Consider the following 15986-nt stretch of genomic DNA (forward strand, 5'->3'; position numbering starts at 1 on the left):
GACTTCATGAAACTGCGCTTGCTTTTCGGCCTGCTCGCGGCGACGATTTTGTGGCTCGCTCCTGCCCAAGCACAGGAGCGGCAAATCACAACCACTCAAAACAGCGATTATTTCGGATTCGATCTTCGCGCCGAGCGGGACGTATCGCTTGATGATTGCAAGGCAATCTGCATCTCTGAGCAAGCCTGCAAAGCATTTACTTATAACGTGAAAGCGCGCTGGTGCTTCCTGAAATCAGACTTCCGCGAAATTAAGCCTTTCAACGGCGCCGTAGCAGGCAAGGTTGTGGAAGCGGCGGCAGCACCAGACATCGGCGCCGCCCCTGCCCTCAGCTTTATAACGGCTTCAATGAGCGATGAAGCAGCAGCGCTTCGCCGCGAGCGCGCCGCTGCGACCAAAGACAGTAACGGGCTTGGGCTTTCCGGACTTGTCGCAGCGGGCGACACCGCAATGGCCGCGAGCGACCCACGCACCGCAATGGACCAGTTTGCGCGCGCGCTGACATTATCGACGGACGACAGTGCGATCTGGACGAAATATGCGCGCGCGATTGTTAGCGTACAGCCTGCTAACGGCTCGGAGACCTACACACTGCAACGCAACGGGACGGCGGCTGCTATAAACGGCTACACCACCTCACACACCACGAACGACCGCGCAGCAGCGCTGGCAGTGCTGGCCGCGGCGCTCGATAAGCGCGACCAGTTCCGCCCCGCCCTGCAAGCCTATGAGGCGAGCCTTGCGCTCGTGAACAATTCCTCGCTGCGCGCCGAATATGAAGATTTGAAAGCGCGGAAGGGTTTCCGCATCGTAGATCACTCGGTGGATTCAGATAATTCGTCGCCGCGGGTCTGCGCGCAGTTCTCGGAGGACTTGACCAAAGCCGGCGTAGATTTTGCACCCTTCGTAAGCGTGGATGGTCAAGCGCCACAGTCAGTTGAGGCATCCGGGCGTCAAATTTGCGTGGGCGGGCTGGAGCACGGCCACAATTATCGCGTGACTTATCGGCAAGGCATTCCCGCGCAGATTGGCGAAGTGACAACAGTGCCAACCGTGCTCAATATCTACATGCCGGATCGCGTGCAATCGGCCCGCTTCACTGGTGACAGTTTTGTGCTTCCCGCGACGGGGCGTCGCGGCATTCCGCTCGTGACCGTCAACATGGATAAGGCCAAGCTTGAGCTTTACCGCATCGGCGACCGCTCACTGGCGCAACTCCTGACCGGCTATCAATTCCTGCGGCAGCTTGATGGATACGATATCAGCAATGTTTCGGAATCCCTCGGTACCCCCGTCTGGAAGGGTGAGATCGACATCACCAACCAGTTGAACAAGGAGGTGACAACTTCCTTCCCGGTGGACGAAGCCATCCCGCAGCGCAAGCCCGGCGTCTACGTGCTGACGGCGCAGCCGGACAAGGCGGGCGAAGATTACGATTCCCGAGCCACACAATGGTTTGTTGTTTCTGACATCGGTCTTTCGACGTTGACAGGCCAAGACGGCCTCAACGTGTTCGCTCGTTCGCTAGGTACCGCCAAACCGCTTTCCGGCGTGGAACTGACCCTACTTGCCCGCAATAACGAAGTACTGGGCAAGGCCACAACCGACGCTGATGGTCGCGCGACCTTCAGCGCCGGTCTGACACGCGGCGAAGAAAGCATGGTTCCCGCCGTGCTGACCGCCAGCGCGAGCGGTGGCGATGACTTCGTGTTCCTCGACATGACCAAGGCGGGCTTCGACCTTTCGGATCGTGGCGTGGAAGGTCGCAACGCACCCGGCGCGCTGGACGTCTACGCTTGGACAGAGCGCGGCATTTACCGCGTTGGCGAAACCGTGCATGCGTCCGCTCTTGCGCGCAACGATGCGGCGAAGGCCGTTCCCAAACTGCCGCTCACCTTCATCTTCACGCGGCCTGATGGTGTCGAAGACAGGCGCATTGTTTCTGACGGTGCGAATGCAGGCGGCCACAATGTTGAATTTCCGCTGACCGCCAGCGCCATGCGCGGCACCTGGACGATGAACATCTACACCGACCCGAAGGAAGCTTCGGTCGCGTCGCAGATGTTCCTCGTTGAGGACTTCGTGCCGGATCGCATCGAGTTCACGCTGACTTCAGATCGGGACGAAATCGCTCCCGGCGAAACCGCAAATATCACTGTAGATGGGCGTTTCCTCTACGGTGCGCCCGCTGCTGGTCTGGCGCTTGAAGGCGACGTGCGCTTGAACACGACGCGCGACTGGAAGCGTTTCCCCGGCTACGCGTTCGGCCTTGAGGATGAAGAACAAGGCGACGCGATCCAGCAGCCACTCGCGGATCTTCCGCTGGTGGGCGATGACGGCAAAGCCACCTTCCCTGTTTCCATCGAACAACTACCCTCCACAACACGTCTGATAAATGCAGGTGTCACCGTACGTATGCGCGAAGGCGGTGGGCGGGCGGTTGAAGAGAAGCTGGACCTCGCCATTCGCCCGCAGACCGATATGGTCGGTATCAAGCCGAGCTTCGAGGGCGACTCTGTTCCACAAGGCGGCACTGCGACGTTCGACGTGATTGCCGTGCAGCCGGATGGAACGCGCAAGGCGTCCAAGGGCATGATCTGGACACTCGTAAAGCTGGATCGCCAATATCAATGGTATCGGTCTGACGGCTCGTGGAACTACGAACCGGTGACGCTGACAAAAGCGGTAGGCAATGGCACGGTGGATGTATCTGCCGATGCATCCGGCAAAATCAGCATGCCGGTCGATTGGGGACGCTATCGGCTTGAGGTCGAAGCTGCGGACGGCAGCGGTCAGCCTGCAAGCTATGAATTCGATGCTGGATGGTATGTCGAAGCCACTTCCACGGAAACACCGGATGGTCTGGAAGTCGCGCTGGATAAGGAAGAATACAAGCGCGGCGAAACGGCCAAGCTGAGAGTTTCGCCGCGCTTCGCTGGCGAACTATTGGTCGCGATTGGAGCGGATCGACTCTACCGCACGATCAACGTTTCGGTTCCAAAGGAGGGCGCTACGGTCGATATTCCGGTCGAAGCGGATTGGGGAGCAGGCGCATACATCACCGCCACGCTATTTCGCCCCGGCGAAACGCAGGAATCGCGCATGCCAGCGCGCGCGATCGGTCTGAAATGGCTGTCGGTAGATCCCGAACAGCGGGCATTAAATGTGACGCTTGGCGCGCCTGAAAAATCCACTCCGAACGCCAGGCTTTCAGTCCCCGTTTCAGTTGATGGTGCAGCAGGCAAGGAAGCCTATGCTACCGTTGCTGCCGTAGATGTAGGCATACTCAACTTGACGAACTACAAGGCGCCGGATGCAGTCGATTGGTATTTCGGCCAACGTAAACTCGGCCTTGAAATCCGCGACCTCTATGGCCGCTTGATCGACGGTTCCCTGGGCGTTGCGGGCAAGTTGCGTACGGGCGGCGACGGCGCGCAAATGACCTCGCAAGGCAGCCCGCCGAAAGGCAAGCTGGTCGCGCTTTTCTCCGGGCCGGTAAAGCTTGATGCGGAAGGAAAAGCGACGGTCGATTTCGCCATTCCGCAGTTCAACGGAACCGTTCGGCTGATGGCCGTTGCGTGGACCGATGACGGTGTGGGCAACGCTGAACAGGATGTCATCGTGCGCGAGCCTGTTGTCATCACAGCTGGTTTGCCGCGATTCATGGCGCCCGGCGACCGAGCCGAACTGCGCCTCGATATCGCGAACACCGATGCTCCAGACGGCGAATATACGCTTGGCATCGAAGCCCAAGGCGGCATTCTTGCAGGCGGGCCAAACATACCTGACACAGTACAACTCACCGCAGGCAAGCGGGAATCTCTGATCGTTCCACTCCGCGCCGATACGATTGGCGACAGCCAACTAACCCTGCGCATTTCGCGCGATGGCGGGCCTAACGTAGAGCAAGTGCTGGATTTGCCAGTGCGCCCCGCGCAACTGCCTGTCACTCAACGGTTGGTGGTCGATCTTGGACCGAACGGCAAGAGCCTCAAGGTGGACCGCGAATTGCTGGCCGCAAGCCTTATCGAAGGCGCGACCGTTAGCGTCGGCGTTTCGCCCTCGGCGGCGCTGGACGTGCCATCGCTCCTCATGGCGCTCGACCGCTATCCTTATGGCTGCGCGGAACAGACAACCAGTCGCGCCCTGCCACTGCTCTATGTCAACGACATGGCCGGTGAAGCCGGAATGCGTGATGATCCAGACCTGGGCAAGCGCGTGCAAGACGCGATCTATCGCGTGTTGAACTATCAATCATCAAGCGGCAGCTTTGGACTTTGGTCGCCGGGCTCGGGCGATTTGTGGCTGGATTCCTATGTTACGGACTTCTTGAGCCGCGCTCGCGAAGCGAATTATGACGTGCCGCGTGAGGCCATGCTTCAAGCGCTGAACAACCTTCAGAACTCGATCGGCTATGATGCCGACGTGGAGGATCGGGGCACGGAAATCGCTTATGCGATTTATGTGCTGGCGCGCAACAAGCGCGCTGCTATTGGCGATCTGCGCTACTATACCGACACCAAGCTTGAGGCCTTCAGCAGCCCAATGGCGGTGGCCCAACTTGCAGCAGCGCTTTCGCTTTATGGCGACGTGGAGCGTTCGAACCAGACCTTCTCGGCAGCGCTTACACTTGCAAAGTCTCAGCCGGAATATGATTGGTATCGTTCAGACTATGGCTCGAAGCTGCGCGACGGGGCAGCGATGCTATCGCTTGCTGCCGAAAGCCAGCCCGCTCCATCGGTTCTGCCGGAACTGGTGAAGTATGTCTCCGACGAGCGTCCGCGCGTGCGCTGGACCAGCACGCAGGATCAGGCTTGGCTGTTGCTTGCGGCGCGCGCACTGAAAACGCAGGGCGATGACATCACGCTCGACGTGAACGGCTCGCCTCAAAAGGGCGTTTATGCAAATCGCGTGACAGGTGAATCGCTGGTCGATAGCCCGATCAGCATCACCAATACAGGCGCACGGCCTGTGCAGGCGGTCGTGACAACAGTTGCAACTCCGCGCGAGCCCCTGCCCGCAGGCGGCGACGGCTTTACCATCTCGCGCGCCTATTACCGGCTGGATGGCAGCGAGGCCAACATCAGCGAGACCAGGCAAAACGAGCGGTTCGTTGTTGTGCTTTCGGTCACGGAAGACAATGAATGGCCGTCGCGCGTTCTGGTCAACGACCTGCTGCCCGCAGGATTTGAGATCGACAATCCAGGTCTGGTATCCAGCGCGGAGCTCTCGAATTTCGAGTGGCTGGCACAGACGCAAGCCGCGCATCTTGAATTCCGCGATGATCGGTTCGTGGCGGCATTCGATCGGACTGGCTCTGAGGATCGCAGCTTCACACTGGCCTATGTAGTGAGAGCCGTGACGCCGGGCGTTTACACGCTCCCCGCCGCGAGTGTGGAGGATATGTACCGCCCACAATTCTCGGCTCGAACCGCGATGGGCATGATGGAGATAAAGGCGGAATAGACCGAGCAGAATTGTGATGGTGTACCGACAATGCGGCGGGTGAGTTGGATAATCGCAGGGACGGCAGCAGTCGTCGCTGGCGGTTGGCTCACCTTCGAATGGGCGGACCGGGCTTTTCCGCCACCGCTGCCGGAACGCCTCGACATCTCTACCGAGGTTCATGACCGCGACGGAGAGTTGCTTCGCGCATTCGCTACCCTTGATGGCAGATGGCGGCTGAACACCACCACCGATCAGGTGGATCGCAAGTTAGTCAACATGCTGATCGCCTATGAGGACAAGCGCTTTTTCGACCATTCCGGCGTGGATCTTCTCGCGCTCGCTCGCGCAGCCTTTCAGTTCGCCAGCAATGGCCGCATCGTATCCGGAGGATCGACGCTTTCCATGCAGGTCGCTAGGCTGATAGAGCCGCGCCAGAGCCGCAGCCTGTGGGCAAAGGCGCGGCAGCTTTTTCGCGCAGTCCAGATTGAGCGTCGATTGAGCAAGCATGAAATTCTGGAACGCTATCTGACACTCGCACCCTATGGCGGCAATCTTGAAAGCGTGCGCGCGGCATCGCTCGCTTACTTCGGCAAGGAGCCGAAACGCCTGACGATTTCGGAAGCGGCCCTTCTGGTTGCGTTGCCTCAACTTCCCGAGCGCCGCCGTCCCGACCGGTATCCCGACAACGCGCGCACCGCACGTGACCGCGTTCTGGCTCGCATGGTCAGCGCAGGCATGATCGATCAACGCGAGGCTGATCGCGCAGCAAAAGAAGCGCTGCCAGAAAAGCGGCTCGCGCTGCCGCTCCTGGCGCCGCACGCTTCCGAAACGGCGGTGCGCAACGCTCCCTCGGAAGCTACGCGTCAACTGACGCTCACCAAGGCAGTCCAGCAAAATCTGGAGGCGGTCGCGCGGGAATCTGCTCAAAAGCTCGGTGTTCGCCTTTCTGTCGCGATGGTGCTCGCCGACGCAACGACAGGCGATATTCTGGCCGAAGTGGGCTCTGCGGATTTCTTCAATGCCAGCCGGTTCGGCTGGATCGACATGACAAAGGTCGTGCGCTCCCCAGGGTCGACACTCAAACCGTTCATCTATGGCCTTGCTTTTGAACAGGGACTGATAGCGCAAGAAACGATGATCGAAGATCGGCCATCGGACTTCGCGGGCTACCGCCCGCGCAATTTCGATATGGCCTATCAGGGAGACGTTACGATCCGCGAAGCGTTGCAGCTTTCGCTCAACGTACCATCCGTAAAGCTTCTGGATGCTGTCGGTCCTGCGCGATTGGTAGCCCGCTTCCGGCAATCCGGTGTGACGCCAATGCTGCCGCACGACGAGCCGCCGGGATTGGCCATCGCACTTGGCGGTGTCGGCATGTCGCTGCGCGATCTGGTGCAGCTCTATACCGGCCTCGCCAATCGCGGACAGGTGCGCGCGCTGCACGACGGCACTGAAAAGCAGAAACCGGAAAATCCTGCCCAATATCTGCTGGATCGACGCGCGACATGGCAGGTTGGCGACATTCTATCCGGGGTCGTGCCGCCACAAGGCGCAGCACGGCGCGGCATCGCTTACAAGACCGGCACATCCTACGGCTATCGCGATGCGTGGTCGGTGGGGTTCGACGGACGCTATGTACTCGGCGTCTGGACGGGCCGCGCCGACGGGCAACCAGTGCCTGGCATTTCCGGCTATGTCTCGGCTGCTCCAATTTTGTTCGAGGCGTTCGAGCGTTCAGGTCTCGCCGCAGTGCCATTGCCCCCCGCTCCGGCTGGCGCGCTGCGTCAAGCGCCAGACCAATTGCCCGTTACCATGCGGCGGTTCGGCACAGATGGCGGACTGACAATAATTGCGGCGACGGAACCGGCGCCGCGCATCGTTTTCCCGCCAGACGGCGCGCATATTGCCATAGGCGATGACGCCGCAGATACCATGCCGGTTGTGCTGAAACTTCAAGGCGGGCGCGCGCCTTTCCGATGGCTGGCGAATGGCAAGCCATTGTCAACGCCAGATCGACGCCGCGCTTCCCAGTGGCAACCGGATGGACGCGGTTACTCCACTCTTACGGTGATAGACGCGGCTGGCCGCGCAGCCAGCGTGCGCATTTTCGTTGAATAACAATTGATTACGCACATTGCCGGAATCAAGCTGCGAGCTATTGCAGTGGCCAAACGAACATTAGCGCTGGTACGCCAACCAGAATGACCAGAACAGATAGCGGCAAGCCTAGACGCGGGTAGTCGCTGAAACGATATCCACCCGGAGCCATAACCAGCGTATTGCATTGATGACCAATGGGCGTGAGGAAATCGCAACCCGCACCAATCGCAACGGCCATCAAAAACGCTTCCGGCTTGAAGTGGAGGCTGGTAGCAAACGATGCCGCGATGGGTGCCATGACCAACACGGTCGCGGCGTTGTTGAGGAAAGGTGTGATCGCCATCGCCGCGATCATGATTAGCGCCAGAGAGCCATAGGGCGGCAAGCTCATACCGACTTCCGCCAGCCATTTGGCGATAACATCGGTCGCACCGGTTTTGCGCAGTGAGTCGCTGACTGGGATAAGCGTTGCCAGCATCACCAAAATTGGCCCATCCATCGCCCAATAGACTTCGCGGCTAGGGATGACCTTCAACAACACCATCGTCACGGCAGCGGCAAAGAACGAAATACCTACTGGCAACAGGCCAATAGCCGTCGCGCCCATTGCCGTAACGAGGATCAGAAGGGGAATAAGACCATTGCGCGCGCTGCCGAGTTTCACCGCTCGCTCCGCCAGCGGCAGCAACCCGAAATCGCGCAGCAATTCAGGCAGGCTCGCGCGGTCGCCCTGAAGCACAATCACGTCGCCCAGCCGGAGCGTGACCTGTCCCAGACGCTCGGTGAGGCGCTCACCTCTACGGCTCACTGCGAGGAGATTGACATTGTAACGCTCGAAAAGATTTAGCCGCTGTGCGGACCAGCCGATCAATGGCGAGCCTTCCGCAACAACGGCTTCAATCGCACCAAGCTCACCGCCATTGCTGACAGCTTGGCGCTCATTGGTGAGGCTGAGTTTCGACTGCGCGACCAGTCGGTGAAGCGATTCATGATCACCTTCGAGCAGCAATATGTCGCCTTCTTTAAGGACCGCATCTGGCAGCGGCGCAATGCGCAGATCATTTGCGCGCATGATGGAGGTCACGCGCGTATCGCCCTGCGCTAGCTTCATCAGATCGCCAACGGTTTTGCCAACAATCGTCGAGCCTGCGAGAACTCTTGCCTCTGATATATAATCTTCGATCTTGATGGCTTCATGGATATCCGCGCCTTGGCGGTGACGGATTGGCACCAGCCACCAAAACAGCACGAGAAACACAACACCGACAACTGCGAGTATCGCACCAACCGGCGTGAAATCGAACATCGTGAAGGCCGTTCCAGTCATGTCTTTGCGGATGCCAGAAACGACGATATTCGGCGAGGTGCCGATTTGCGTCATGAGGCCACCAAGCAACGAGCCAAACGCCATCGGCATAAGAAATACCGACGGAGATGTATTGGACCGCCGCGCGAACTGGAACGCTATAGGGATCATGATCGCCAATGCGCCAATATTCTTGACGAAGGCGGACATAATCGTAACGGCGATAACCAATATTGCGAGTTGCGCCCGCACCGACGAAACGTTCGGCGCAATGCGCTGGATAACCAGCTCCATTATGCCGGAGCGCGCGACGCCAGCGCTGACCAGTAGAGCCGAGCCTACGATAATGACGATGTCGTTGGAGAAACCTGTAAACGCGTCCTCGAATGGCACCACGCCCAATGCCAAGGATAGGAGAAGTGCACCTGCAGCAACCAGATCATAGCGGTACTTGCCCCAGATGAACGCCGCCATCATCAGCACGATAACCGCGATCGAGAGCCACTGCGCCATATTCATGCGAGCTTTTCCTCCCCGCGGTGCGACCAGCAAAAAATCAATGCTTTGAAAGCACGATTGGTTGCGCCGATTACGCCAACCTGCCGGAAGGCTCAATAATCCTTTTCATAAAACACGCCAACGCTGGAGTCGCCATCTGATCCAACAGCGCCTTTGGCTTTTAGATTATCGGTTATGTCAAGATTCACAGTACCTCGCGTAGTGCCGCCCGCGCCTGCTTCAACGCCAAGATAAATGTTGTCCTGAATGTAACGCCCGGCACGCACGGCAGCGTTGCCCTTGCTGTCGGTGACGACATCCAGATCGTCCAGCCCGGTCGCATTGCGAAGGCTGCCGAGCAGAGACGTGTTGGAACCGCCGGCGAGTTCAGCAGCGGCGGCCGCGAGTTGCGCAATCTGAAGCGGCGAAAGCTCGTTTATACCGCGCTTGAAGATGAGGCGTGCGAGCACTTCGTCCTCGGGCAGTTGCGGCTGCGAGGAAAAAGAAATGTTCAACGCAGAAACGCGACCGCGGACAGTGATGAATACGGTGATATCATTGCCATCAGAGCGCGCGACGAAATCGAGGAACGGATCGAGGTCACCCACCAACGTGACAGTCCCCTCATCAAAGGTGATGCGCTGACCGAGAATGCCGAGCCGCCCGCGGATCATCTTGAAGCCACCGACCGGCTCAATGGCGGTCGCGGGCCCAGTCAGTTGGAGTGAGCCGCCGAGTTCAGCGTCGAGGCCACGACCACGCACGAAAATCTGGTTCGGTGCATTTAGTGCAATATTCAGACGCAAAACACTTGGACGCGCAGTAGGCACCGGAGTGCCATCGTTCGCCTTTGCACGCTTGAGCGTAGCCTCAACTGCTCGTGACGCGTCAATATGCTTGACGTTGATATCCGCCGCAGCACCACCAAGGCTTTCAGGGACCGTGATTTCCGCACGATCCACGTCGATGCGGCCGCTTAGCATCGGGTCGCGCGTAAGCGAACCGCTTAGTCGCAGCACTCCGTTCACGGTAGCGATCAACATATTGCCGTCTGCGTAACGCGCCTTGTCGAGATTGATCGTGATATCCGCCGGAAACGCCTGTGCGGCATTGGTTGAGATGGAACCTGTTGCGCTGATGCGACCGCCGGAAGCCAGCGCTGCAGATGCATTGCGCAGCGTAATGCGGTCGCCATCAAGCGAGCCCATAACTGCGATGTCGTTTAAGCGGAGATTGGATTCCGGATCGACAAAGCTTGCGCCAACGGTGGAGAACATGCCGCGAAGCTGCGGTTGACTTATGCTGCCAGTCGCGGACGCTGACAACGTGATGTTACCAGCCGCCTGCGCGCCGCGCTCTGCGAGAAAGCGGTTCGCCAAGGCCAGTGGTGCATCGCCCTTGACTGAAACTGAAAGCCCTGGACCGGAAAGCGGAATCGCGCCCGATGCCTGCAAATTGAAGCTTTGAGGCCCCGCGACATTCGCGGAGTTCAGGTGAACAGTGCGATCCGCAAAGCGCCCGCTAAGATTGAGTTCGAGTGGTGAAAGGCCAGCATTGTCGAGCGCCGTTGCGCGCAATCCAGAGCCACGCGCATCGAAGGTCGCAGCGGGTTTTGCCAAAGTGCCCGTTACATGTGCGGTGCCGCTGACGGTCCCGCCAAGGCCCTGCCCTTTCGCAACAGCATTTAGCACCGCCAAGGGAAACGCGTTAAGATTGACGTCGAGCGCCATCTGACCTTTGTCCAGCGGCACGGCTCCACTGGCCGTAGCTTTCAGCCCTTCAGGACTAGTGACCAACGCATCCAAATTCAGGCGGCTGGTTGTTGAGTTGCCCTTGGCGTTGACTGAAAGCGTGGAAAGCCCTGCCTGCCTGAGCACAGCGGCTGTAAGCGACTGACCATTGACGGTAAACTGAATCTCTGGCGTGCTGCGTGTACCACCAATCGTGGCTGTACCGTCCAGCGTGCCACCCAGCGCCAGATCAGGCTTGATCGCATTGGCGAGCGCGAGTGGCAGCGCGCGAATATTGACGTCGAGGCCAAGATTCTCGGCTACCCCACCTTTTACAGCAACACGGCCACCGCCTGCGTTCAGAGTGAATGCGTCTATAGTTACATTCTGCCCCTGAACCAGAACCGACGCAGGCTCCGCGAGGTTTGCGGTCAGCTTGCCCTGAGCAAGATCCAGCTTAGAAAGCTTAACACGATAACCGCCGCTTTCGGGAGCAAGAGAACCGTCCGTGGCAACATTCGTTCCGTTTTTCAGAGCGGCGTTTGCGTTAAAATTGGTGGTATCGCCCTGGCTTTGCGCATTAGCGGAAAGCTTGTTGATGTCGATGCCGCTCGCTGAGACACCAGACGCCTCCAGCGATCCATTTATAATGGGTACATTGAGGAGATCGGCAAGCGTTGCCTCGATTTGTGCGTTGGCAACCCGAGCTTGATCGGCAACGAGGTTCTGGATGCTCCCCTTTATCGCAGCCTGCTGCTTTCCATCCACTGCTTGCAATGAAATATCGGCCTGCGCCGCACCCGTCGCCTGTACGAGCATCAAGGCCGCAACGGTCGAAAGATCAGCAGATTTGAGCGCAAGTTTGCCGTCAAGCAGCCCGCTTGCGCCCTGCTTCACGTTGCCGGTTATGGTAGTTCCGCCAGCCTGAAAATTCAGATCCGTGAGAGCCTTGCCTTCCGGCGCGGATGCAACGTTGCTGGAAAGCGAGACGCGGTTGCCGTCCAGAAACGCGTCACCGCCAATCTTGCCATCGACACCACCGTTTCGGGCGAGGCCAAGGAACGTGACCTTGCCGCCTGTCAGGCTCTTGCCAACAAGCGTGCCCTGCGGCACTTCCGCGGCGAAATCAAGCTTGATGACGCCGTCTGCACCGTCCGCCCTGCCCTTCGCGGTAAGGCGACCTGAAGCACGATCTGACAGCAGCGCCAGATCAGCTAGCATTATGTTGAGATTGAAATCGGCAGCGCCGGTCGCGTATGTCCCATCAGCCAATATCTCAGCCTGCGCGTTCGCGATTTTCAGGTTTTGTGCAACCAGACCTTGTTCGCCACGCGCCACGCGGCCCGTGATGCGCGTTTCGCCTTGAATGACATTGTCAACGGCTGGCGTCCCGATTCGAAGCTCATTGCCGGTACCGTCAAGCACCAGATCAAAGCCGCCGCCAATTGGCGTCACGGTTCCCTTTGCCTTCAGGTCGAGTGCACCAGAAAGATCGCGGCCAGCCAGCGTGCCAAAGGGGGTGATGCTCGCCGCCTGCAAGCCTATATCGCCGTTGAAAACGTAGTCCGCAACAGTGCCTGAAAGCGCTGCGGTCAAGCCGTTGCCGGTCAGCATCGCTTTCGCGATCTCGACGGGTTGTCCTGACTGCCAAGCACCTTGAATATCGAGATCGATCCGGTCGCCAAGCGCTTCCGCAACATCGGCGCGGGTGGCTGTGATACCGGTTGCGGCACCCTTTGCATTGAACGTCACGCGCCGCGAAGCTGGATCGTCAAGGTTGAGCGCATCGCCGCCAAGATCGACCACTACGTTTTTAGCAGCGAATGCACCTGTTTCCAACGCATCAATATCGAGCTTACCGGTCCAATTGTCTGCGTTTTCGCCGTAGGACACATTGAACTGCGCACGCGTAACCTTGGTTTGACCACCGGCAACAGGAAGCACGACCTTTTTGCCGTTACCATCTGCGATATCTGCATTAATGGAGACACGGCGAAGGAACTTGTCCGGCGTCGTTTCGAGTGCTGCTTTGAGGCTAAGCGCCGCGCTTGTCAGATCGAGACTTTCAAGCACAAAGCCGCCTGCATCCGGCACTAAGCCGGCTGCAGTGAGCCGCGTGTCATCACCAAAGAACTCGCGAAAAACCGGTGATATGAGGCGCGAGATTGGCCCCTCAAGATTGGCGTTGAAGCCTAAGCCCTCACTGCGGCGGGCAAGATCGGTCGAGCCTGTAAGCACGCGCTGGCCATCGGCATCTAGTGTCAACGCCACTTTCAGATCGTCGAGCGGCCCTGCGCCATTAACCGTGAGCAGCATCGGCGGGCGACCGTCGACGCTTAGAAGATTGGCGACAATGCCGTTTGCCGGTTCGTCCAGCTTGAGGTCTAGCGCGAGTTGACGGGTGGAGTTTGCGTAAGTCGTTGCGAGCGTCAGCTTGCCGCCCGGCCCATCAAGACGGGTGATGTCCAGCGCAGCATCAAGCGACCCATCCGCGAGCGACACACGACCGGTGACGGACATTTCGGATGCGAGTCCGAATACATCCTGTCCGAAGGTCACGCGTTCTACCGCCAGATTGCGCAAATTGACCGAAACAGGAAGCTCCGGCAACTGAAAGCCACCCGCTTCCGGCGCAGGCAAGCTTTCATCCGGCAAAGGTTTGCGCAGAACTTCAATGCGCTCCGCGCCAAGCTGATCAATATTGAGCCGACCCAACAGCAACGCCGAGCGCGTCCAGACGATGCGCGCATTCACGATGCGCAGCCATACACCCTGCCTATCCGCGATGCTTATTTCGCCGATCGTAGCGTTCGAAGACAGCGCGCCCTGTATACCGTTAATTCGGAACTGGCGGTTCGGCGTCGAAAGCTGGTCTTCCAGCATTCCGACCAGCCAGGAGCGGTCTGCCTGCTCAGAATTGTCCTGCGCCTGTGCGGGCAAGATTAAAAAGAACATCAGAAGGGCAACAAGAAAGCGCATCAGAAGGCTTGTCCTATGCCAACATAAAAGGCGACACTCGGATCGTCAGGCCCACGATCAAGCGGCACGGCGAGATCCAGCCGGATCGGACCAAGGCCGGTGTAGTAGCGAAGACCTGCGCCCGCACCCAGTTTCAAATCCTCGTCAAAATTGGGAAAGGATTCTTCGCCCACATAGCCAGCATCGATAAAGCCGACGACGCCAATGGAATCCGTTACTTTGGCGCGGATTTCAGCCGAGGCTTCGATAAGCGAGCGCCCGCCTATAACCTCATTGGTTCCGGCAACAGGCACGCCGATGGTACGGTAGCCATAGCCGCGCACCGATCCGCCACCGCCTGCAAAGAAGAGTTTGTCAGGCGGCAATTCTGCACTGTCAGCTCCTACGATGGAGCCAAGCTTCACGCGACCAGCGAGCACAAAGGGACGATCTTCGCCAAAGCCAAGATAGCCGCGCGCCTCTCCCTGAAAACGTGTGGCGAAGTTGCCATATTCGGCCTCATAGAACGGCTCGATTGTGCCATCCAGAAAGATGCCGTGGGTAGCATCTGCCGGATTATCGCGGCTGTCATAAGTCAGGCCACCAAGCATACCGATAGTCATAAAGTCGCGCTTGCCGAAAACGTCGTCCTCAAACTGCGACCGCGAGGCCACGCCAAACAGCTTGCCTTGAAGCTCATTGGTAAACATGTGCGTGAAACCAGCCTGCGCTGTAACAGCGTTGCGCGTATAGGTATCCAGCACTTCACGCTCGCCAATCAGAGAGGCGATGAAATCCGTATCCGGCGTGTAAACACCGGGCTTGGTGAACGTCACGCCTGCCCGATATGTGAGTTCGGCCGGATCAACGGTTGGGCCAAGTCCGGCTACCTTCGCGTCGAAGCGAAGGCGCTCGGCCCTGCCGAAAAGGTTGCGGTGCATCCAGTATGCTTCAAAGCCAGCACCGTCGATCGTAGAGTAATTTGCACCGACGCCGAAGCGGCGCGGCAGACGCTCCTGCACGATAACGCTGATTGGCAGCGAGCCTCCCGGCCCAAGCTCCGCGCCTTCTTCGATTCGAAGCGCGCGGAAAACCTCAAGCTTTGAAAGTCGCTTGTTCGCGCGTTCCAGATCGTCTGGATCGAACTCCTTCCCACGTGACAAATCGGTCATATAAGCAACGTAGGCGGGGTCCATTCGCTCCGCGCCGGAAACAGAGACGTCCCCGTAATAAGTCACTGGGCCGGGGTCCGCGCCAACCGTTGCATCAACGACATCGCGATCATGCGCAGCTTCGACGCGACGATCTATCGCCTTCGCTTTCGCGTGGCCTTGTTGACGCCATGCCTCAACGGTTAAGGCTTCAGCTCTGAGAATGGTGCCGGAACGCGCGATTTCTCCGGTTGCGTAGCCTTCATTCGCAGGCAGCGGAACTTCGTCATTATGGTGCTGCGCCGGAGGTGCAGGGTTTACGATATTCGCCTCACCAAAATGGAAAAGCGGGCCGGGATCGATTGTGACTACAACAGCAGCCGGATCGGGAAGCTGTGTATCCGGCGGAAGGTCAGCGGCCTCCTTACCATCAATAGTAATCGAGATTGTGCCGCCGTAGCGCCCTTCGCCATAAAGAGTGGACAGCAAGCGCCTGTAATCGCCTCGCGCCTTGGCCAACAGACCAGCCGCACCGGATGCAGGCTTCTCATCGTCTTTAACGAGAGTGGATGCGCTTTCGAGCTTCTTTTTAAGAGCGTTATCTTCGCCGCTGACATTAAATGTCACGGCATAATGCTGCGGCTCGCCGATAACATCTTCGGACGGATCGGGCTTGTCTTTCCCGAAAATCTTAATGCCGAAAAGCTCGAATCCATAGGCAGGCGCGCCGGCGAACACACTGGCGAGGGCTATGGCGGCGGACGCTACACAACGCCGGAATAGCAAATTCTTCAA

5 protein-coding genes are annotated in these 15986 nt (G+C 58.7%); 2 read left to right on the forward strand and 3 right to left on the reverse strand.

From position 1 onward, the window contains the following. The first annotated feature begins 6 nt into the window (after nt 1-6). Both DY251_RS08330 and pbpC read left to right on the forward strand, forming a co-directional pair. Nucleotides 7-5466, forward strand: coding sequence for an alpha-2-macroglobulin family protein (locus DY251_RS08330; RefSeq protein WP_116623471.1), 5460 nt, complete (start codon nt 7-9; stop codon nt 5464-5466). 30 nt (nt 5467-5496) lie between these two features. Further along, the gene (gene pbpC, locus DY251_RS08335; protein ID WP_116623405.1) at nt 5497-7566 is read left to right on the forward strand and encodes a penicillin-binding protein 1C; all 2070 of its coding nucleotides are present in this window, start codon (nt 5497-5499) and stop codon (nt 7564-7566) included. Between the two features lie 37 nt (nt 7567-7603). Here pbpC and DY251_RS08340 read toward each other — a convergent pair whose 3' ends face one another. The 3 genes from DY251_RS08340 to DY251_RS08350 form a co-directional block, all read right to left on the reverse strand. Beyond that, a complete protein-coding gene (locus tag DY251_RS08340) occupies nt 7604-9373 on the reverse strand; it encodes an SLC13 family permease (protein ID WP_116623406.1) in 1770 nt (589 codons plus the stop codon). A 92-nt stretch (nt 9374-9465) separates the two neighbouring features. After that, complete coding sequence (locus DY251_RS08345; RefSeq protein ID WP_245415895.1) at nt 9466-14061, reverse strand: translocation/assembly module TamB domain-containing protein; 4596 nt, start codon at nt 14059-14061, stop codon at nt 9466-9468. Beyond that, nucleotides 14061-15977 carry an autotransporter assembly complex protein TamA gene (locus tag DY251_RS08350; protein WP_116623472.1) on the reverse strand — a complete coding sequence of 639 codons (1917 nt, stop codon included), beginning with the start codon at nt 15975-15977 and terminating at the stop codon, nt 14061-14063. Before DY251_RS08350 ends, DY251_RS08345 begins: the two co-directional genes overlap by 1 nt. Between the last annotated feature and the right edge of the window lie 9 nt (nt 15978-15986).

Origin of the sequence: Mesorhizobium denitrificans (assembly GCF_003403035.1) — a bacterium.
Taxonomy (GTDB): domain Bacteria; phylum Pseudomonadota; class Alphaproteobacteria; order Rhizobiales; family Rhizobiaceae; genus Mesorhizobium_G; species Mesorhizobium_G denitrificans.

What these genes read in the sequence shown, in the direction of transcription:
- DY251_RS08330 (WP_116623471.1), top strand. Translation starts at nt 7, where the DNA reads ATGAAACTGCGCTTGCTTTTCGGCCTGCTCGCGGCGACGATTTTGTGG.
- pbpC (WP_116623405.1), top strand. Translation starts at nt 5,497, where the DNA reads ATGCGGCGGGTGAGTTGGATAATCGCAGGGACGGCAGCAGTCGTCGCT.
- DY251_RS08340 (WP_116623406.1), bottom strand. Translation starts at nt 9,373, where the DNA reads ATGAATATGGCGCAGTGGCTCTCGATCGCGGTTATCGTGCTGATGATG.
- DY251_RS08345 (WP_245415895.1), bottom strand. Translation starts at nt 14,061, where the DNA reads ATGCGCTTTCTTGTTGCCCTTCTGATGTTCTTTTTAATCTTGCCCGCA.